The organism is Nocardia yamanashiensis (assembly GCF_021183565.1).
Taxonomy (GTDB): domain Bacteria; phylum Actinomycetota; class Actinomycetes; order Mycobacteriales; family Mycobacteriaceae; genus Nocardia; species Nocardia yamanashiensis.
This window is the reverse complement of the sequence record NZ_CP089226.1, coordinates 5,501,680-5,521,742: the sequence shown is the minus strand read 5'-3', so window position 1 is coordinate 5,521,742 and position 20,063 is coordinate 5,501,680. Positions and strand designations below refer to the sequence as shown.

At 69.5% G+C, this 20,063-nt stretch carries 13 protein-coding genes; 7 read left to right on the top strand and 6 right to left on the bottom strand.

All coding sequences use genetic code 11. The features are described from left to right. The first annotated feature begins 216 nt into the window (after positions 1–216). Complete coding sequence (locus LTV02_RS25960) at positions 217–1,404, top strand: M20 family metallopeptidase (protein ID WP_233041711.1); 1,188 nt, start codon at positions 217–219, stop codon at positions 1,402–1,404. A gap of 107 nt (positions 1,405–1,511) precedes the next feature. Then, a complete protein-coding gene (locus LTV02_RS25955; protein ID WP_067720653.1) occupies positions 1,512–2,660 on the top strand; it encodes a M20 family metallopeptidase in 1,149 nt (382 codons plus the stop codon). Between the two features lie 71 nt (positions 2,661–2,731). Here the strand turns inward: LTV02_RS25955 and LTV02_RS25950 are convergent, their stop codons facing one another. Both LTV02_RS25950 and LTV02_RS25945 read right to left on the bottom strand, forming a co-directional pair. After that, positions 2,732–3,142 carry a PPOX class F420-dependent oxidoreductase gene (locus LTV02_RS25950; protein WP_233034461.1) on the bottom strand — a complete coding sequence of 137 codons (411 nt, stop codon included), beginning with the start codon at positions 3,140–3,142 and terminating at the stop codon, positions 2,732–2,734. 143 nt (positions 3,143–3,285) lie between these two features. Beyond that, positions 3,286–3,765 carry a gamma-glutamylcyclotransferase gene (locus tag LTV02_RS25945; RefSeq protein ID WP_067720621.1) on the bottom strand — a complete coding sequence of 160 codons (480 nt, stop codon included), beginning with the start codon at positions 3,763–3,765 and terminating at the stop codon, positions 3,286–3,288. A 226-nt stretch (positions 3,766–3,991) separates the two neighbouring features. Here LTV02_RS25945 and LTV02_RS25940 point away from each other — a divergent pair, with 226 nt between their 5' ends. The 4 genes from LTV02_RS25940 (at position 3,992) to LTV02_RS25925 (ending at position 9,517) form a co-directional block, all read left to right on the top strand. Further along, positions 3,992–5,392: an NAD(P)H-quinone dehydrogenase gene (locus LTV02_RS25940; protein WP_233034460.1), complete on the top strand. Its 1,401-nt coding sequence runs from the start codon at positions 3,992–3,994 to the stop codon at positions 5,390–5,392. A 197-nt stretch (positions 5,393–5,589) separates the two neighbouring features. Further along, the gene (locus LTV02_RS25935; protein ID WP_233034459.1) at positions 5,590–6,795 is read left to right on the top strand and encodes a hypothetical protein; all 1,206 of its coding nucleotides are present in this window, start codon (positions 5,590–5,592) and stop codon (positions 6,793–6,795) included. A gap of 79 nt (positions 6,796–6,874) precedes the next feature. After that, complete coding sequence (locus LTV02_RS25930) at positions 6,875–8,179, top strand: hypothetical protein (protein ID WP_233034458.1); 1,305 nt, start codon at positions 6,875–6,877, stop codon at positions 8,177–8,179. A gap of 156 nt (positions 8,180–8,335) precedes the next feature. Beyond that, the gene (locus tag LTV02_RS25925) at positions 8,336–9,517 is read left to right on the top strand and encodes an aminotransferase-like domain-containing protein (RefSeq protein ID WP_233034457.1); all 1,182 of its coding nucleotides are present in this window, start codon (positions 8,336–8,338) and stop codon (positions 9,515–9,517) included. 101 nt (positions 9,518–9,618) lie between these two features. Here the strand turns inward: LTV02_RS25925 and glpK are convergent, their stop codons facing one another. Beyond that, positions 9,619–11,115, bottom strand: coding sequence for a glycerol kinase GlpK (gene glpK / locus LTV02_RS25920; protein ID WP_233034455.1), 1,497 nt, complete (start codon positions 11,113–11,115; stop codon positions 9,619–9,621). 133 nt (positions 11,116–11,248) lie between these two features. On the opposite strand from glpK, the gene glpD reads away from it, so the two are divergent. Beyond that, complete coding sequence (gene glpD, locus LTV02_RS25915; protein ID WP_233034453.1) at positions 11,249–12,988, top strand: glycerol-3-phosphate dehydrogenase; 1,740 nt, start codon at positions 11,249–11,251, stop codon at positions 12,986–12,988. 48 nt (positions 12,989–13,036) lie between these two features. Here the strand turns inward: glpD and LTV02_RS25910 are convergent, their stop codons facing one another. Genes LTV02_RS25910 through LTV02_RS39755 form a run of 3 tightly spaced genes read right to left on the bottom strand, consistent with a single transcriptional unit; the run spans position 13,037 to position 19,917 of the window. Further along, complete coding sequence (locus tag LTV02_RS25910) at positions 13,037–13,678, bottom strand: NADPH-dependent F420 reductase (RefSeq protein ID WP_233034451.1); 642 nt, start codon at positions 13,676–13,678, stop codon at positions 13,037–13,039. A gap of 11 nt (positions 13,679–13,689) precedes the next feature. Further along, positions 13,690–14,490 carry a DNA-formamidopyrimidine glycosylase family protein gene (locus LTV02_RS25905; RefSeq protein ID WP_233034450.1) on the bottom strand — a complete coding sequence of 267 codons (801 nt, stop codon included), beginning with the start codon at positions 14,488–14,490 and terminating at the stop codon, positions 13,690–13,692. Between the two features lie 15 nt (positions 14,491–14,505). Then, a complete protein-coding gene (locus tag LTV02_RS39755) occupies positions 14,506–19,917 on the bottom strand; it encodes an Lhr family ATP-dependent helicase (protein ID WP_233034448.1) in 5,412 nt (1,803 codons plus the stop codon). Positions 19,918–20,063 lie beyond the last annotated feature (146 nt).

Sequence of the window (20,063 nt, the reverse complement as noted above, 5' to 3'; positions counted from 1 at the left end):
GTGTGGGGGTTCGGGGACGCACCCCCGAATCCCCTTCCCCCGCAACATCCGGGGGTTTTCGCGTCGCCGGGTGCGCGCGCTTGCCCGGCGAGTGCAAGACTGTGTTCCATGCCTCCATCGCGCGGCGGCGATGATTCGGAGCCTTTGAAACCGATCAGTCGGCACGATTCAAACGTGTCGGCGCTGGGTGCTGCCCCGACGACGCCCGATCCGGCCTTGCTCGCGGCCTCGGACAAGGCGATCGAAGCGAATCGCGATCAGCTGATCGCACTTTCGCATTCGATTCACGGCGAGCCGGAACTCGCCTTCGAGGAATTCCGCAGCGTCGCAAAGACGATCGAACCCCTGCGCGAGTTCGGTTTCAAGATCAATTCCGGGGTCGCCGATCTACCCACCGCTTTCACCGCCGAATACGGCAGCGGAGACCTAACGGTCGGTATTTTTGCCGAATACGACGCACTACCGGAAATAGGCCACGCCTGCGGGCACAACATCATCGCCGCGTCCGCCGTCGGCGCCGCGCTGGGCCTGGCCGCCGTGGCCGACGCCTGCGGCATCACCGTGAAGGTGCTGGGCACGCCCGCCGAGGAATCTGGTGGCGGCAAGGTCCTCATGCTGGACCGCGGCGTTTTCGACGATCTCGCCATGGCGCTGATGGTGCACCCCGGTCCCGAGGACATCGTGGGCGCGCGCTCCCTCGCCCTCGCCGATTTGTCCGTTGTTTTCCACGGTCGGGAATCGCACGCTTCCGCCGCCCCGGAATACGGGCGAAACGCACTCGACGCCATTACCGTCGCGCAAGTCGCTCTCGGTTTGCTACGGCAACATCTACTGCCCGGACAGCAACTCCACGGTATAGTCGGGTCGGGCGGTGTGGCCCCCAATATCGTGCCCGGCCACGCGGAACTGCTGTATTACCTACGGGCAGTCGACTCCGCGGCTCTCGAAGATCTGATGCAACGCGCATCGGCGTGTTTCGAGGCAGGTGCCCTGGCGACCGGATGTACACACGAAATCCGGAAGCTCGCGCCGACATATACGGAGCTGACTCCGGACAGCGCACTACTGTGTGCCTATCGCGAGCAGATCCGCCGTCTCGGACGCGAGCCCATCGCACCGGAACTCGAGGCCGCGAGGCCACTGGGCAGCACGGACATGGGCAATGTCACCAATGTCATCGCGGGCATCCACCCGGTCATCGGCATCGATGCCGGGGGCGCGGTGACGCACCAGCCCGCGTTCGCGGCGGCGGCCGTGAACGCCTCCGCCGATCGCGCCGTCCTGGACGGGGCAACGGCTTTGGCTCGCACCGCGATAACCATCGCAGGCGATCAATTTCATAGGGACAGGTTGTCGGAACGCGTTACCCAACGGCAGTTTCAGCGACAGGAGGACATTCGGTGAGCACAACCGGCCGGTCCGCGGCGCGAAGTACCGGACCAATGGCGGCGTCCTGCGTTTCCACGCAGAGCCCCGCGAGCGTCGCAATGGAACCGGCGACGGGACACGAGATGGTCGAGGCATGGCTCGAGGAGCACATGGAGGACCTGATTTCGTGGCGCCGTCACATCCACGCCAACCCGGAGCTGTCCCGCACCGAGTTCGGCACCACCGAATTCATCGAGTCCTGGCTGGTCAAAGCCGGGCTCGAGCCCCGCAAACTACCGAGCGGCACCGGCCTGATCTGTGATATCGGCCCGGACGGACCTCGCATCGGACTGCGTGCCGACATGGACGCGCTGCCGCTGCAGGAGTACACCGGGTTACCGTTCGCCTCCACCGTGCCCGGCGTGTCGCACGCCTGCGGGCACGACGCGCACACCACCATTCTGCTCGGCACCGCGCTCGCGCTGGCCGAGATCGCCGATCAGCTGCCGGTCGGCGTGCGGCTGGTCTTCCAGCACGCCGAAGAGGTCATGCCGGGCGGGGCCATCGACATGGTCGCCGCGGGCGCGATGGAAGACGTGTCGCGCATGTTCGCCGTGCACTGCGACCCGCGCCTGGAGGTGGGCCGCGTGGGGATTCGCGTGGGCGCCATCACCTCGGCCGCCGACACCGTGGAACTGGTCCTGGATTCGCCCGGCGGGCACACCTCGCGGCCGCATCTGACCAGCGACCTGGTCTACGCCATCGGCACGGTCATCACCGGGCTGCCCGGGCTGCTCTCCCGCCGCATCGATCCGCGGACCAGCACCGTCATGGTGTGGGGCGCGGTCTCGGCGGGCAAGGCGCCCAACGCGATTCCGCAGACGGGCATGCTCACCGGCACCGTCCGCACCGGCGATCACGCCACCTGGTCGCTGCTCGAGCCGATGGTGCGCGAGATCGTCGAGGGGCTGCTCGCCCCGACCGGCGTCCGCTACCAGCTCAACTACAAGCGCGGCGTGCCGCCGGTCGTCAACGACGAGTTGGCCGTGCGCATGTTCGAGGAGGCCATTCGCGGCCTCGGGCCCGATGCGCTCGCCGACACCCAGCAGTCCGGCGGCGGCGAGGACTTCTCCTGGTACCTGGAGGAAGTCCCCGGCGCGATGGCGCGGCTCGGCGTCTGGTCGGGACAGGGCGAACAGCTCGACCTGCACCAGCCCACCTTCGACATCGACGAGCGGGCGCTGGCCGCCGGCGTGCGGGTCTTCACCAACCTGGTGCTGAACGCGCGCTGAGGCGTGAAAGCGATGAAAAGTCCGGCCGCACCCTGACGGGTGCGGCCGGATTCGTATGCGGGGGGCCTGGACTACTTCTTGGGCGCGTATTCGCCCCAGCCGTGCCAGTGGTCGATCTCGATCCAGGCGCTGACGCGCTTCTGGTCGCGGACGGCGTACGGGGCGCCCATGTAGTGCTGGGAGATGCGGTCGATGACCGAGGAGTCGGGATCGGCTTCGAGGGACACGATGCGGCCCTGCACGCTCACGTGGCTGTACCAGTTCCCGGAACCGAGCACGGTCAGCGAGACCCGCGGATCCTCGCGCAGCCAATCCAGTCGCTTGCGGAAATCGGCCAGGTTCACCAGGATTCGGCCGTCCTCGTACAGGTACCAGGTGGCCACCGACACCGGCTGGCCGTCCGGCTTGTTGGAGGCGATCACGGCGGGGTTCGGCTGAGCCAGGAATTCGGCGACGGCGGCGGGCAGGGGCGGGTTGGACATCGCGATCCTCTCGACGGGAGATGTTTCGTCGATAACCAACGTATGCGCGGCCCGGATCTTCCGCGCTGATCACGGCCGGGAAAACGCCGGACCGTACCCGCGGCGGGGTACGGCCCGGTGTGAAGAGCGGAACGCCGGGGCGGTCAGAGCCCGAAGGTGCCCGGGCCGACGTTCTTGGAGTTACGGGTGCGTAGCGCGTGCACGTATTCGTTCGGCGCACCGGCCTTTTCGGCGGCATCGGAGATGACTCCGATGTAGCGGGCCGACGGCAGACCACCCTCGTAGGCGTCCAGCACGTACAGCCAGGCCAGTACCGGGTCGGTGCCCGTGCCCTGGTTCGGAGTGACGCGCAGGCGGATCTTCTTGTGAATGCCGAAGTCCGAACCTTCCCAGCGGTCGAGGCTCAGCTCATCTTCGCTGGGCACGTCGTAAAGGACGACGAACACGCGTGAGCCCGGCTCTTCGACCACCGTCGCGAGCGGTCCCTCCCAGCCGATATCGTCCCCGGCGAAGGTGAGGCGCCACCCTTCCAGCCAGCCGGTTCCGTATACGGGGGAGTGCGGACAGCGCTTGAGCATCTGCTCGGGATCCATGTTGGACCCGTAGGCGGCGTAAATCGGCACCGTAAAAGCCTATCGAACAATCACCGCAACCATCCCCGATCCCGATCACAGGGCGGGTCCGGCTATAGCGAAAACGCACAATCCACGCGCATGTCACATCTCGACACGCCGTGCAGGGCTGTGACGAAGTCCGCTCTCGATGCGGTCGGAGCTGTGCGGACGCTGAAAGATAACGTTGTAGGAGTGGCGCCGGAGACCCCGGAGCACGGAGGAGAAGCGAGGGAACATGACCCGCATTGCGATCATCGGTGGCGGGCCCGCCGGATACGAGGCGGCCCTGGTAGCGGCCCAGCACGGCGCACCGGTCACGCTGATCGACAGTGACGGCATCGGCGGCGCGTGTGTGCTGTGGGATTGCGTGCCGTCGAAGACCTTCATCGCCTCCACGGGCGTGCGCACCGATCTGCGCCGAGCCCGTGACCTGGGCATCACCGTGCATCCCTCGCAGGCGCAGGTGCGGCTCGCCGAGGTCAACTCCCGCGTCAAGGCGCTCGCGCAGGCCCAGTCCTCCGACATCAAGGCCAAGCTGCAGACCGCCGGCGTGAACGTCATCGCCGGCTACGGCGAGATCATCGACCAAGCGCCGGGCCTGGCCACCCACCTGGTGAAGGCCACCTGTCCCGAAGGCCAGCAGATCATCGAGGCCGAAGTGGTGCTGATCGCGACCGGCGCCAGCCCGCGCGTGCTGCCGGGCGCGGAACCGGACGGCGAGCGCATCCTGAACTGGCGGCAGCTCTACGACCTCCGGGAGCTCCCGGAAACCCTCGTCGTGGTCGGTTCCGGCGTCACCGGCGCCGAATTCGTCTCCGCCTACACCGAGATGGGCGTGAAGGTGAAGCTGGTCTCCAGCCGCGACCGCGTGCTGCCCGGCGAGGACGCCGACGCCGCGCTCGTGCTCGAGGACGCGCTCGCCGAGCGCGGCGTGGAACTGGTCAAGCACGCCCGCGCCGATGCCGTGGAGCGCACCGCGGACGGCATCGTGGTGAAGCTGTCGGACGGGCGCAATATCACCGGCAGCCACGCGCTCATGACCGTCGGCTCGATCCCCAACACCGGCAAGCTCGGGCTGGAACGCGTCGGCATCGAACTCGACAAGGGCGGGTACCTGCGCGTGGACCGGGTCTCGCGGACCACCGCGCCCGGCGTGTACGCCGCCGGTGACTGCACCGGCCTGCTGCCGCTGGCCTCGGTGGCCGCCATGCAGGGCCGCATCGCCATGTACCACGCGCTGGGCGAGGGCGTGCAGCCCATCCGCCTGAAAACCGTTGCCTCCGCGGTGTTCACGCGGCCGGAGATCGCGACCGTGGGCGTGAGCCAGACCGCCATCGACGACGGCGAGGTGCCGGCGCGCACGGTGATGCTGCCGCTGAACACCAATCCGCGGGCCAAGATGCTGGGCCTGCGGCGCGGTTTCGTGAAGATCTTCTGCCGGCCCGCCACCGGCGTGGTCATCGGCGGAGTCGTGGTGGCGCCCATCGCATCCGAGCTCATCCTGCCGATCGCCCTTGCGGTGCAGAACAATCTGACCGTGAACGATCTGGCGCAGACCTTCTCGGTGTATCCGTCGCTGACCGGCTCGGTGACCGAGGCGGCGCGGCAGCTCATGCGGCACGACGACCTGGACTGAGAGTTGATTTCCGGTGCTGGGCATACCGGCGGGTTGCCGGTATGCACCTTGTGTGATTCACTTCGCGGCGGGACAGCGATCGGCAGGGCGGTCGCGAGAGTGTCGGGGGGTCAACCCTTTCCGGCGACAGCCGCTACGCACTCGCGGAAGCTCGCGTGCTCGATCGTGCCGATGAGGACGAAGGAATAGAGCGAAACGTGAAGCACCGCAAGCCGAATCGGATCAAGGCGAGTACCTCCCTACCCTTGGCCGCCGCGGCCGCCGTGGTGACCCTGCTGAGTGCGCCGGCCAATGCCGCGCCCGGCGGGCCCAGCGTGGCACCGTCGGCCCCGCAGCAGCCGGGCGCCGCCGAACAGCCGGCGGCCACCGAGGAGAGCCAGGCGCCGGAGACCAAGACCGAAGTCATTCCCGGCAACGGGGCCCAGGGCGGCACCCAGGGCGGCGGAACCCAGGGGAACGGCGCGCAGCCCGGAACCCAGGGGAACGGCGCGCAGGGCGGCACCCAGGGTGGTGGAACGCAGGGGAACGGCGCACAGGGCAACGGAACTCAGGTACAGCCGAGCCAGCCGGGCGTGACCAACCCGAACACCGGTGCGGGACAGGGCGCGCAGCAGCCCAAGACCGACACCCAGCCGGCCGGCAACGACCCCAAGAGCAAGACCCAGCCGGGCGTGTCCACGCCGCGCGTCGCGCCGCTGCCCGTGCCGGGCCAGCAGGGCGCGCAGGTGGTGCCGGTGCAGGTGCAGCCGGGCACCAACGGTGAGCAGGGCCAGGCCAGCCAGGCGGGCACGCAGACCCAGCCGGGTACCCAGGGTCAGGGCGGCGCGCAGGCGAATCAGGGTGGCCAGCAGGCGAATCAGGGCGCGCAGGCCGAGGAGAAGCCGACCGAGACCCTCACCGGCGAGCAGCCGGCCGTGGAGAAGCCGCGCTGGACCGCGCCCGCCGTCGAGGCCGCGCCCGCCGCGCCGGTCGTCGAGATGAGCGGCCCGCACACCGAGGTCGGCGCCAACCTCGACGGTGGCGCCATCCTGGCCGGGTTCGCGGCCAACACCCACCACTTCAGCAACCTCGACGGTTACGTCGGCACCATCGGCTACACCACGCCGGGCGGTATCGGCGAAGCCGGTGTGGCGCTGGACTACACGGTGCGCAACCAGATCAAGGTGACCGCCTACTCCGGCAACGGCGCGGGCGCGGACCAGAAGATCGAGTTCCTGCTCGACACCACGGTCGCCAACGCGGTCAAGGCGGACGCGGAGAACTGGATCCGCCTGATGCCCGGCGGCGCCACCATCCTGGAGGCCGCGGCCCAGGTTGGTAAGCTCCCGGCAGGTGAACTGGCCTCCAACTCGATCGACGTCGGCGGTGTGACCGGTCAGGTAGGCGGTACCGTCCAGTACTAAGCGTGCTGGCAGTACACAGTCGTCGGGTGGGGCGGTCGTCGAGCGACCGCCCCACCCGTGTGTCTCGAAAGGACGGGTGATGGATTCCGGCAAGGACGAGTCCGCGGATCGGTCCGGCCCGGCGGTCACGCCCGGAGCCGATGCCGGACAGCCCGCTGGGCAGCCGGGAACCGCCGCCGAGGGGACCGGTGCGAACGGGCAGTCGGACTCCGAGTTCGGGCCGCCCCTTTCGGAATTCGGTCCGTCGCTCAACGACTTCGGGCCGTCCATGAACGAACTCGGAACCGGCGGCTTCGGGCCCGCGCCGGACGCCGGTGCGCCCGGGTGGACGCCCGCGCCGGGGGCGGCCAGTCCCGAATTGGCTTGGCGGCCGGCGGATCCGGGCGGGAATACGCCGGGCAGCTCCGGGCTGGCGTGGCGGCCGGCGGAACCCGCGGAATCCGCGGCCGGGGCGAATCCGGAATTCGGCTGGCAGCCCGCGGATTCCGGCGCGGCGAACCCGAACCTGGCCTGGCAGCCCGCGGATACGCCGCAGGTGCAGCCGCCGCCGGCGCAGTATCGCGCGCCGGATTCCTGGACTCCGCAGGACGCGGTGGGGGGATACGCGCCGATGGCGGGGGAGAACCCGGCCGAATCCGGTGCGGGCGAAGCGAATTCGCCCGGCGGCTGGGACGAGTCGGCGGCCACCACCACCGGATCCTGGTGGCGCTCCACGCCTTCCGGTTTCCCGCCCGCGCCGCCGGTGGAAGCCGCGGAGGGCGAATCGCTGTCGTGGGCAGACGACCCCATCGCCAAGCGCCTCGCGCCGAAACCCGCTGCCGCGCCGGTCAAACCGCCGGGCAAGCCGTGGGGACGGATCGCCTTGATCGCCGGTTCCGCGATCGCCGCGGTGGCGCTGGTCGCCGTGGTCATCGTCGCCGTCACCAGCGGCGGCGACTCCGACGAATCGCCGCTCGCGGGCGCGACCACCGCCGGCAAGCCCGGCGTGTCCACCACGGTGGCCCAGCTGAGCTGCCCGGCCAAGCGGGACGGCGCGCTGACCATCGGCAATGGCGCGGGCGGCACCGATTCCGGCGCGCAGGCCATCCTCGGCTTCCAGCACGGCTTCTATGTCGACCGGAGCGGGGTGAAGGCGCGCTCCTTCGTCGATCCCGAGACGAAGGCCGTGTCCGAGGCCCCGGTCATTCAGAGCGAGGGCATCGACAAGACGCCGCCCGGTACGAGCTACTGCGTGCGGATTGTCGAGGTCGGTCCGGAGACCTACGACGCCGATCTGACGGTTCATTCGCCCGACGGCACCACCGCCGTCTACCGGCAGCGCATCGTCACCGTCAACCGGGACGGCAAGCATCTGATCTCGACCATCGACGAACGCCAGTCCTGAGCACCCGGAGCTGCCGGTCCTGACCGCCATCGGGTCGGGACCGGCGGTTCGGCGCCACTTCTCTGAGTCTCAGGATATGGGAATGCGATTTCATATTCTGGTCGCATTGTGACACAGTGGAATTTCGCGTACCCCGGTTTACCTCGGAGGTGTTCCATGTCGCAGCCCACTCCGCCGCTGGCCAAGCGGCTCGACGGCATGCGCAGCTCGGCCATTCGCGATCTGCTCAAGCTGACCGCGCGCGCCGACATCATCAGCCTGGCCGGCGGTCTGCCGGACGCCGAACTCATGCCGCGCGACCGCATCGCGGTGGCCGCCGACGCCGCGCTGGCGGACCGGTCGCGGCTGCAGTACACGGAGTCGCCGGGGTGGGGGCCGTTGCGCGAGGTACTGGCGGCGCGAGAGTCGACCCGCATGGGCCGGACCGTCGCCGTCGACGAGGTGTTCGTCACGCACGGTTCGCAGCAGGCGCTCTCGCTGCTGGCGGAGGTGCTGCTCGATCCGGGCGCGCTGGTCGTGGTGGAGGATCCGGCGTATGTCGGTGCGCTGCAGGTGTTCCACGCCGCCGGCGCCCGAATCGTCGCCGTCCCACTGGATTCCGAGGGCATGCGGCTGGACGCGTTGCGCGAGCTGCTCGCCGCCGGTGAGCGTCCCGCCGTCGTCCACACGGTCAGCAACTTCCACAATCCCGGCGGCGTCACCATGAGCCCGCAGCGCCGCGCGGAACTCGGCGCCCTCGCCGACGCCTACGGCTTCTGGGTGATCGAGGACGACCCGTACGGCGAACTCTGGTTCGACCAGCCGTCCCCGGCTCCCGTCGCCACCTACTCGCCCAACGTGATCCGCCTCTCCAGCACCTCGAAGATCCTGGCCCCCACCCTCCGCGCCGGCTGGATGGTGGCTCCCACCCGCGTGTGCCGGGCGGTGGAGCTGCTCAAGCAAGGCGCCGACCTGTGCGGCTCCGCCTTCACCCAGCAGATCGCCGCCGACCTCCTCGCCGACACCGATTGGCTCACGGCCCACGTGGATTCGATCCGGACCGTCTACGGCGCCCGCGCTCGCGCTCTGGTCGACGCCGTCCGCACCCGCTTCGGCGATCGTGTCGTCAGCACCGACGCCGCCGGCGGCATGTTCGTGTGGGTCGACTTCACCGACGGCACCGACACCCAGGCGCTGCTACCCCGGGCTCTCGAAGCCGGCGTCGCCTACGTCCCCGGCAACGCCTTCGCCGTCTCCACCGACTACACCCACTCCATGCGCCTGTGCTTCACCACCTCCGACACCACCGCCCTGGAAACCGCCGTGGATCGCCTGGCGAAGGCCCACGCCGAATCCTGACCGGGGAACGCGGCCGCGGTGAAGCACCCGCCTGTCATTCCGGCATGCTTCCGGCCGGAATCTCACTTAGTTCGGTGAGTGCTGTTGCGGGGCAGCGGCACTCAGACCCAGTTGTAGGTGCGCTCGACCGCCTTGTTCCACTCGTGCATGAGATGGTCGCGGTCGGTGGCGGTCATGGTGGGGGTCCAGCGTTTGTCCTCGGCCCAGTTGGCGCGGATGTCGTCGGTGGAGGCCCAGTAGCCGACGGCGAGGCCGGCCGCGTAGGCGGCGCCGAGGGCCGTGGTTTCGATGACGACGGGGCGGATCACCGGGGCGTCGAGGATGTCGGATTGGAATTGCATCAGCAGTTCGTTGACGACCATGCCGCCGTCGACCTTCAGGGTCACCTGCTCGACGTCGAGGCGCTGGGCGGCGGCGTCAGCGCGCATGGCGTCGATCACCTCGCGGGTCTGGAATGCGGTGGCTTCCAAGACGGCTCGGGCGATATGGCCCTTGTTGACGAAACGGGTGAGGCCCGCGAAGACGCCGCGGGCATCGGGCCGCCAGCGGGGCGCGAAGAGGCCGGAGAAGGCGGGGACGATGTAGCAGCCGCCGTTGTCGGTGACGGTGCGGGCCAGGGGTTCGATCTCGTCGGCGGTGGCGATCATGCCGAGGTTGTCGCGGAGCCACTGGACCAGGGAGCCGGTGACGGCGATGGAGCCTTCCAGGGCGTAGACGGCCGGTTCGTCGCCGAGGCGATAGCAGACCGTGGTGAGCAGGCCGTGCTCGCTGAAAACCGGTGTGGCGCCGGTGTTCATGAGCATGAAGTTGCCGGTGCCGTAGGTGTTCTTGGTGTCGCCGGGCGACAGGCAGGCCTGGCCGAAGGTGGCGGCCTGCTGATCGCCGAGAATGCCCGCGACCGGCACTCCGGCCAGCGCGGTGGTGGTGATCTCGCCGTACACCTCGGAGGAACTGCGGATCTCCGGCAGCATGACCGGCGGCACCCCGAAATCGGCGCAGATCTGCGGATCCCATTGCAGCGTGCGGAGATCCATCAGCATGGTGCGCGAGGCATTGGTCACGTCGGTGATGTGCTGCCCCGTCAGATTCCACAGAATCCAGCTGTCGATGGTGCCGAAGCATAGCTCCCCGGCCTCGGCGCGGGCGTGCGCACCCGGCACCTGATCCAGGATCCAGCGCAGTTTGGGCCCGGCGAAGTAGGTGGACAGCGGCAGGCCGGTGCGATCGGCGTACCGGGTCGGTCCCTCGCTGCCGCCCAGCTCCTCGGTGAGCTGCGCGGTGCGGGTGTCCTGCCAGACGATCGCGTTGTAGATGGGTTTGCCGGTCGATCGCTCCCACACCACGGTGGTTTCCCGCTGATTGGTGACGCCGGCCGCCGCGATATCCGCCGCGCCGATCCCGCAGTTCGTCAGCGCCTCCGCGATCACGGATTCGGTATTGCGCCAGATGGTTTCGGCATCGTGCTCGACCCAGCCGGGCTGCGGGAAGAGCTGCTCGTGCTCGCGTTGCGCGACACCGACCACCCTCCCGTTCTGGTCGAAGACGATGCACCGGCTCGAGGTCGTGCCCTGATCGATGGCGGCAACATAGCGACGCATTCCGGCAGGCTAGCGCACCGGGGTCCCGGTCCGGGGCCATGACACCGCGGCATCGCGGGTCGCACCGGGGGACGCTAGGGTGGGCTACGGTTGCTAGCGGATAGCCAGCGCGCACTCTCTGGAGGAGTCGAGCATGACGAACAAACCGCAGTCGCTATTCCTCGGCCCCGAGCAGCGTGAAGCCGCCTGGGAACGGTTCGGTAAGGACACCTTCGACGTCGTGGTGATCGGCGGCGGCGTGGTCGGCGCGGGCATCGCCCTGGACGCCGCCACCCGCGGGCTGGAGGTCGCCCTGGTGGAGGCCCGCGACCTGGCGTCCGGCACCTCCAGCCGCTCCTCGAAAATGTTCCACGGCGGCCTGCGCTACCTGGAGATGATGGAATTCGGGCTGGTCCGCGAGGCCCTCAAGGAGCGCGAGCTGGCGCTGTCCACGCTGGCCCCGCACCTGGTCAAACCATTGCGGTTCCTGTACCCGCTCACCCATATGGGCTGGGAGCGGCCCTACGTCTCGGCCGGGCTGGTGCTCTACGACCGCATGGGCGGCGCGAAATCGGTTCCGGGACAGCATCATCTGACCCGCTCCGGGGCGCTGCGGCTGGCGCCCGGGCTGAAACGCGACGCGCTCACCGGCGGCGTCACCTACTACGACACCGTGGTCGACGACGCCCGCCACACCATGACGGTGGCGCGTACCGCCGCCAAGTACGGTGCGGCGATTCGCACTTCGACCCAGGTGGTCGGCTTCCTGCGCGAGGCCGATCGGGTGGTCGGGGTGAAGGTGCGCGACAGCGAGGACGGCCGCACCACCGAGGTGCGCGGCAGCGTGGTCATCAATGCCACCGGCGTCTGGACCGACGAGCTCCAGGGTCTGGCGAATCAGCGCGGGCGATTCCATGTGCGAGCGTCCAAGGGCGTGCATATCGTGGTGCCGCGCGATCGCATCGCCAGCGATACCTCGATCATTCTGCGCACCGAGAAGAGCGTGCTCTTCGTCATCGCGTGGAGCAGCGATCACTGGATCATCGGCACCACCGACACCGACTGGAACCTCGACCTGGCGCATCCGGCGGCCACCAAATCCGATATCGACTACCTGCTCGAGCATGTGAACAAGGTGCTGGTCACGCCGATCACGCATGCCGATATCAGCGGCGTGTACGCGGGGCTGCGGCCGTTGCTGGCGGGGGAGAGCGATCAGACCTCCAAGCTGTCGCGCGAGCATGCCGTCGCGCGTATCGCGCCCGGGCTGGTGGCCATCGCGGGCGGCAAGTACACGACCTATCGGGTGATGGCCTACGACGCGGTGGACGAAGCGGCGCAGGACATTCCGCGCCGGGTCTCGCCCAGCGTCACGGAAAAGGTGCCGCTGCTGGGGGCGAACGGGTACTACGCGCTGATGAACCAGACGCCGCACCTGGCCGAGAAGTACGGCATTCATCCGTACCGCGTGCAGCAGTTGCTGAATCGGTACGGTTCGCTGATCGACGAGGTGATCGGTCTCGCCGAGGGCAAACCCGAACTGCTGGAACCGATCACGGGATCGCCGGGCTATCTGCGCGTGGAGGCCGTGTACGCGGTGGCGGCCGAAGGCGCGCTGCATCTGGACGACATTCTGGCCCGGCGCACCCGCATCTCCATCGAATACGCCCATCGCGGTGTGGAATCCGCGGAGGAGGTGGCGCGGCTGGTGGCGCCGGTGCTCGGCTGGTCCGATGCCGATATCGCGCGCGAGGTGTCGGTGTACACGGCGCGGGTCAAGGCCGAGATCGAATCCCAGACCCAGGCCGATGACGCCTCGGCCGAGGCATTGCGGCTGGAAGCGCCGGAAGCGCGGCGCGAAGTATTGGATCCGGTGACGAGCAATCCGGACTGAGATTCGGCTGGAAAGCGCCCCGCGTCCTCGGATGCGGGGCGCTTCTCGTCAGCGGACGAGCTTGTAGTTGAACTGTGCGGTGCCGCCGAGTGCGCCCATCAACCGAACCCATTGCGGCAGCAGCATTTCGGTGCCGCGCGCGGTGGTGATGTCGCCGACGTCGACGATGTCGCGCCAGCCGAATTCGCGCAGCAGCGCCGAGACGATCGCCTTCGCCTCGGCCTCGTCACCGGAGACGAAGACGGTGTGATCGCCGTCGGCCAGCTTGCCCGGGTACACCATGACGTCGGCGGTGACCGTGTTCAGGGTCTTGACCACGCGGGCCGCCGGGAACTCGCGCTGGATCTGCTCACCGATGGAATCGGTATTGCAGACCGACAGCCTGGGCGGGAAACCGTGGGAGAAGTCCAGCGGATTCGAGATGTCGACGAGGACCTTGCCCGCCAGGTTCTCCGCGCCGGCGCCCTGCAGCGCGGCCACGCTCGCCTGCCCCGCGGTCGCATTGATCACCAGCTCGCCGTGCGCGGCGGCTTCCGGGGCGGTGACCAGCGTCGCAGGGAACGGCTCCTCCGCCTTGGCCGCGGTGGCCGCGACGTCCCGCGTGCCGATGACCACGTCGTGGCCGAGTTCGACCAGCCGGGCCGCGATGGTGCGGCCGACATTGCCGGTGCCGAGGATTCCGATTTTCATAAACAGCGAGGCTAGGCCGGTCCGCCCGGTTCCGCGACACCGTTCACTGTGGGCCGAACCTGGCACCTCGGGCAGAAATAGATCCCGCGATCGGCCCGCGTCCCGTCCCCGTCGTCCCCGAGCAGCCGCACCACCAGATTGGTCCCGCACCGCGGGCACGGCCTGCGCTGCCGCCCGTAAACCAGCACCCGCCGAGGCGGTTTGCGCGCGGCCTCCCCGAGCACCCGATGCGCCTCGTCGACCAGTCCCGCCAGATCCTCGATCTCGCCGACCGGCGTAGCCGGATGCACTCGCCGCAGAAAACAAACCTCGCTCCGATAGATATTGCCGATCCCCGCCAGATTCCGCTGATCGAGCAACGCCAACCCGATCGGCCGCTCCGGTCGCGTCGCCAACCGCCGCACCGCCTCCCCGGCATCCCAGTCCGGCCCGAGCAGATCCGGCCCGAGATGATCGATCGCCAGATGCTCGTCTTCGCGCCGCAAAACCTCCACCAGCCCCAGCGAAAACCCCACTGCCTCAGCGTCATCCGTGCCCAAGACAAGCCGCGCCGTGAACCCGGGCTTGGTCCACCGCTGCCCCGGCTCGTACACCCGCCACACCCCCTCCATCTTCAAATGGGTGTGAATGCTCAACTCCGGCGTCCGCACGAAAAGGTGCTTCCCATAGCTGCCCACGCTCTCCACAACCTGCCCCCGCAGATCCAACGTCGCGTACTTCGGCACCCGGAAGTCACTGCGCGTCAGCGTCTTCCCGGCCAGCGCGCGTCGCAGCCGCGCCGCGGCCAGGTAGACGGTGTCGCCCTCAGGCATGACTGGACGGTGTCGTCACGGTTTGCTCCGGAGGCGGAAACCCTTGGGGGTGGCGGCGAAGCCGGCTCCGGTGAGGAATTCGGCGAAGGTGTTGCCGTGTACGGACTCGCCGTTCACGCGGTCGATGACCAAGGAATCGACGCGGCGGTCATGGACCAAGCCGGCCAGAGCCGCCGCCGCGTCCGTCCGGGTGTTCGAATCTTCGGTGAAGGTGAGTAGGGTCTTGCCGCCGCGTTCCAGGTACAGCACGAGTTCACCGGCCACCAGCACGACTACCGCGCCGGCCTTGCGTCCTGGGCGATGTCCGGCGCCTTCCGCGGCCGCCTTCGGCCAAGGTAGCGCCGCGCCATACGGATTCGCCGGATCGCAGGCCGCCAGCGCGATCGCCCGCCCGCCGTCCCGGCTCCCGGAGCGGCTGGTGGTCGCCCTCGGTTGCCACCCATCGGCGGCTCCGCCGAACGGGTCGTCCACCGGGCCGGTCGCCTTGTCGGTGTCGAACGAGCGCAACCGATCCACCACGTCCGTGGTCGAGAACTGTGCGCCGCCCAGCGAATCCACGAAATAGCCTCGCCGGCATCGGCCCCGGTCCTCGAACTCCGTGAGCACCCGATACATGAGCGCGAACCCGCCCGGCACGCCCTCGCTCTGCACCGACCCCCGCGTCAGTACCCCGTACCGCTCCAGTAGCACGTCGGCCGTCGCGTGGGCGCGAATCGTGGGATCCGCGACCCGATCGGGCAGCAGGGACCAGCGTCCGGCGGCCTGTGGCGGACTCGTACGCACCGGAGTGCTGGTGCGTGGCAGATACATTCGCCCGCGCGGCGCCCGGCGCGGTGTGCGATGCGCTGTGGTCGTCCGCGTGGTTCCGGCGAGCAGAGCCCGCACCGGCGCGAAGGTGTCACCCGCGACATATCCGGCCCACACCAGCTCCCACAGCGAGGTGACCACCGCCGCCTCGTCCTCGACGCCCACGGCGTCGGCGAGCTGCCGGAAAAAGTACGCACCGCCGCCCACGGGTGAAACCACCTCGTAGTGTGTGGTGCTCGCGTCCGAAGCGGAGCCGGGCTCACCACTGATCGCGCCTTGCCCGGAACCGCTCGCACCCCGTCCATGGCGCGCCGTGCCGTCGGTAGCGGGTTCGGTGAACGGCGCCGGCGTCCGGTTACCGCGTGGGTTATGCCCATCAGGGCCGGTGCCGGGTGGGTTGTGCTGGTCCCGAACGGTACTGGGTGAGTTGTGCTGATCCTGACCGGTGCCGGGTGAGTCGTGGCTGCTCGAGGTCGTTGTCGCCAGGCCGTCGGTGTCGCCGGAGGCGGGCGTGGTCGCGGTGCCGCGCTGTCCCACCCGGTCGGACGGGTTCGCCGGTTCGGACCTGCCGCGTGCCGTTCGAGCCGAGACCGCCGACGGGCCTCCGATCACGGTGGCGCCCAAGGCCATCAACAGGCTGATGTGGGTTTCGGTGAGGTCCAGGGGGTCGGGCGGAGGGAGGGTGAGCCCCGCCTGATCGGCGGGATGGAGGGCGATCCAGCCGTCCTTGGCGGTGATGGAGCCGTGGCCGGACCAGATGACCTCGCCGGTGGACAGGAGTTCGTCGAGCATGGCGGGGGTGTAGTCGCGGACGCGGAGCGGGAGGATGAGCGATTCCCAGGCGGAGGCCGGAATGGGCACGCCCGCGAGCTGTTCCACCACGGCGGCGACGCCGTCCACGCCGCGCAGCTCATTGGTGCCGATGTGCTGCCAGGCGGGGAGGAAGCGGCCCAATGCGGCGGTGGCGACCGGTTCTACTTCCTTGCGGGCGGCGGCCAGGGAACGGCGGCGCAGGCGGCGCAGGACTTCCGAGTCGCACCATTCGGTGCCGGCGGAGCCGGGGGTGAATTCGCCTTCCACGACGCGCTTTTCGAGGGCGAGACGGTGCAGGGCGGTGGCGGCTACCGCCGAGCCGAGGCCGAAGCGGTGGGCGACCGCGGTCAGGGTGAAGGGGCCGTGGGTGCGGGCGTAGCGGGCGACGAGATCACCGAGCGGGTCGGCGACCGGTTCGATGAAGGCCGCGGGGACGCCGATGGGGAGTGGGACGCCGAGGGCGTCGCGCAGGCGTGAGGCGTCCTCGATCGCCACCCACCACCGGGAACCGGCGAACGAAACCTCCAGTGCGCGATGCCGTTTCACCAACTCGGCGAACCACTCCCGGGGATCTTCGGTACTGCGCTCGGCGGCCTCGGCGGCCGTCACCGGCCCGAGTAGCCGCAGCAGATCCGCCAGTCCTTCCATATCGCGGGCCTGCCGTTCCGGCGTGAGCCGCTGCAATTCCCGCTCGGTCTGCTCCAGTACCGCCGCATCGAGCAGTTCCCGGAGCTCGACCCTGCCCAGCAGCTCGGCCAGCAGGCTCGAATCCAGAGACAGTGCGGCAGCGCGCCGTTCGGCCAGCGGGCTGTCGCCTTCGTACATGAACTGCCCGATGTAGTCGAACAGCAGCGAGTTCGCGAACGGCGACGGCGTGGCGGTCTCCACCTCCACCAGGCGCACCTGCCGCCGCGCCACCCGCCCCAGCAGATCCCGCAGCGACGGCAGGTCGTACACGTCCTGCAGGCATTCCCGCACCGTCTCCAGCAGGATCGGGAAATCCGGGAACTTCCGTGCCACATCCAGCAATTGGGCCGCCCGCTGCCGCTGCTGCCACAGCGGCGCTCGCTTCCCCGGATCCCGCCGCGGCAGCAGCAACGCCCGCGCCGCGCACTCCCGGAACCGCGAAGCGAACAGCGCCGACCCACCGACCTGCTCGGTCACCAGATCGTCGATCTCCTCGGTCTCGAATACGAACAGCTCCGCCCCCGGCGGATCGTCCGTCGTATCCGGCAACCGCACCACGATCCCGTCATCGGAAGGCGTAGGCGCCGCATCCACCCCGAACCGCTCCCGCAGCCGCGCCCCCACCGCCAACGCCCACGGTGCATGCACCGGCAGCCCGTACGGCGAATGCAGCACCACCCGCCAGTCCCCGAGCTCATCCCGGAACCGCTCCACCACGAGCGTCCGATCCGTCGGCAACTGCCCCGTGGCCTCCCGCTGCTCGGCCAGCAAGGACACCAGATTCCCGGTGGCATTCGCATCCAGCCCCGCGGCCCGCACCACCCGCTCCAGCTCCGTCTCCGGAACCTGCTGCGCCGCACCGGATTTCTTACCGCGCTCCTTGCCCTTCCCGCCGGCGGTTCCTCCGTTCCCGCCACCCGGCCTCGCAGTCCGCGCCGACATCGATTCCGCCAGGCCGTCGGAATCGCGCACGCCCTCCACACCGTCGGCGGTACCGGCATCCGCTTGCGCGCCGTGCACGGCGGCGTCGCGGGAGCCCGGCGCGGGTGCGGACTTGCCGCCGCCCCGCGTTCGGCCGGCCGGGCTGCCTTTTCCGGTGCCTGTGCCACCGGATCCGGTCGCGTCCGAAGCGATGGGGTCGAGATCCTGATCCGCGAATTCGGCCAGCGCGGTGGCCAACTCGACCGGGGCGCGGTCCGTTCCGGTGCGAGCGGCGGTACGGGTGCCGAGCTCGCGGAGGTCGCGGTGCTGTTCCACCGCTTGCCCGGCGACGCGGACGAATTCGCCCAGGGCCGCGCCCAGTTCGGCGGGGCGGCCGAGGGAATCGCCGTGCCAGAAGGGGAGGCGGCCGGGGAGGCCGAAGGCGGGGGTGACCAGGACTCGGTCGAAGGTGATTTCTTCGATGCGCCAGCTGGTCGCGCCGAGGGCGAAGACATCGCCGACGCGGGATTCGTAGACCATTTCCTCGTCGAGTTCGCCTACCCGGGAGGCTTTTTCGCCGACCATGAAGACGGGGAACAGGCCGCGGTCGGGGATGGCGCCGCCGGAGGTGACGGCCAGGCGTTGCGCGCCGGGGCGGCCGGTGAGGGTGCCGGCGTCGCGGTCCCAGACGATGCGTGGGCGCAGTTCGGCGAACTCGTCGGAGGGGTAGCGGCCGGCGAGCAGGTCGAGAACGGATTCGTAGGCGGAGCGGGGGAGAGCGGCGTAACTGCCGGTGGCGCGGACGGTTTCGAACCAGGCGTCGGCGTCCAAGGGTTCGAGGGCGCAGGCGGCCACGGTCTGCTGGGCGAGGATGTCGAGGGGGTGGGCGGGGACCTGGAGTTCCTCGATCTGGCCGGTGGTCATGCGCTGCGAGGCCACCGCGCAGTGGATGACGTCGGTGCGGTGCTTGGGGAAGATGACGCCGCGCGAGATCTCGCCGACCTGGTGCCCGGCGCGGCCCACCCGCTGCAGGCCGCTGGCCACCGAGGGCGGGGCCTCGACCTGCACGACCAGTTCGACTGCGCCCATATCGATGCCGAGTTCGAGGCTGGAGGTGGCGACCACGCAGCGCAGCCGTCCGCTCTTGAGATCGTCCTCGATGAGCGCGCGCTGCTCCTTGCTCACCGACCCGTGGTGGGCGCGCGCCAACAGCGTTGTCGCCCCGTGGATCACCTCGGTGGACGCGCCCAGCTGTGCCGGCGGCGCGTGCTCGGTGTCCACCGCCTCGCCGATACGGGCCGAGTACGCCTCGTTCAACCGCGCCGTCAACCGTTCGGCCAGCCGCCGCGAATTGGCGAACACGATCGAGGACCGATGCTCGAGCACCAGATCCACGATGGCCTCGTCCACGTGCGGCCAGATCGACCCGGGCTGGTCCGAATCCTCCGCGCCCGCATCGGGTTCGGTCATATCGGCGACGGGCACCCGCACCGACAAGTCGAACGTCTTGGGCGCGGGCGGCGACACGATGGTGATGGGCGCGCTCCCGACCAGGAACCGCCCCACCTCCTCGGGCGGCCGCACCGTCGCCGACAGCCCGATGCGCTGGGCGGGCCGCTCGAACCCCGCCGCGGCCCGCAACACGTCCAATCGGGCCAGTGAAAGCGCCAGATGCGCACCGCGTTTCGAGCCCGCGATGGCATGCACCTCGTCCACGATCACGGTCTGCACCGCGTCGAGGGTCTCGCGCGCCGCCGAGGTGAGCATCAGGAACAGCGATTCCGGCGTGGTGATGAGAATGTCCGGCGGCGTCCGCTGCATCCCGCGCCGATCCGCCGCGCTGGTGTCCCCCGACCGCACCCCGACCCGGATCTCGGGCGCGTCCACGCCCAGCCGCTTGGCGGTCTGCGTCACGCCGACCAGGGGCGCGCGCAGATTCCGCTCCACGTCCACGGCGAGCGCCTTCAGCGGCGAGATGTAGAGCACCGACGTCTTGCGCGGCCCCTCGACCGCCTCCCGCGTCGCCAGCCGGTCGATCGCCCACAGGAACGCCGACAGCGTCTTGCCCGATCCGGTCGGCGCGACGACCAGGGTGTGCTGCTCCGCCGCGATCGATTCCCAGGCCCCCAGCTGCGCGGCCGTCGGCGCGGGGAACGCACCCTCGAACCAGGCCCGGGTGGCGGGGGAGAACCGATCCATGTTCCCCAGTCTGCACCCGGGCACCGACACGATCGCCGGATGCCGCCGCCGGAGCGCCCACCCATGTCCGATTCCGGGTGGTCTTCGAGGTCATTGGGGGAACCGACTGTCCGGATTGCGGGCCGCATCGGTGCCGCGAACCTCCC

Excerpts from the sequence above, each read along its gene's own strand:
- LTV02_RS25930 (WP_233034458.1), top strand. The coding sequence starts at position 6,875 with ATGGATTCCGGCAAGGACGAGTCCGCGGATCGGTCCGGCCCGGCGGTC.
- LTV02_RS39755 (WP_233034448.1), bottom strand. The coding sequence starts at position 19,917 with ATGGATCGGTTCTCCCCCGCCACCCGGGCCTGGTTCGAGGGTGCGTTC.
- LTV02_RS25955 (WP_067720653.1), top strand. The coding sequence starts at position 1,512 with ATGGTCGAGGCATGGCTCGAGGAGCACATGGAGGACCTGATTTCGTGG.
- LTV02_RS25910 (WP_233034451.1), bottom strand. The coding sequence starts at position 13,678 with ATGAAAATCGGAATCCTCGGCACCGGCAATGTCGGCCGCACCATCGCG.
- LTV02_RS25950 (WP_233034461.1), bottom strand. The coding sequence starts at position 3,142 with ATGTCCAACCCGCCCCTGCCCGCCGCCGTCGCCGAATTCCTGGCTCAG.
- LTV02_RS25925 (WP_233034457.1), top strand. The coding sequence starts at position 8,336 with ATGTCGCAGCCCACTCCGCCGCTGGCCAAGCGGCTCGACGGCATGCGC.
- LTV02_RS25905 (WP_233034450.1), bottom strand. The coding sequence starts at position 14,490 with ATGCCTGAGGGCGACACCGTCTACCTGGCCGCGGCGCGGCTGCGACGC.
- glpD (WP_233034453.1), top strand. The coding sequence starts at position 11,249 with ATGACGAACAAACCGCAGTCGCTATTCCTCGGCCCCGAGCAGCGTGAA.
- glpK (WP_233034455.1), bottom strand. The coding sequence starts at position 11,115 with ATGCGTCGCTATGTTGCCGCCATCGATCAGGGCACGACCTCGAGCCGG.
- LTV02_RS25940 (WP_233034460.1), top strand. The coding sequence starts at position 3,992 with ATGACCCGCATTGCGATCATCGGTGGCGGGCCCGCCGGATACGAGGCG.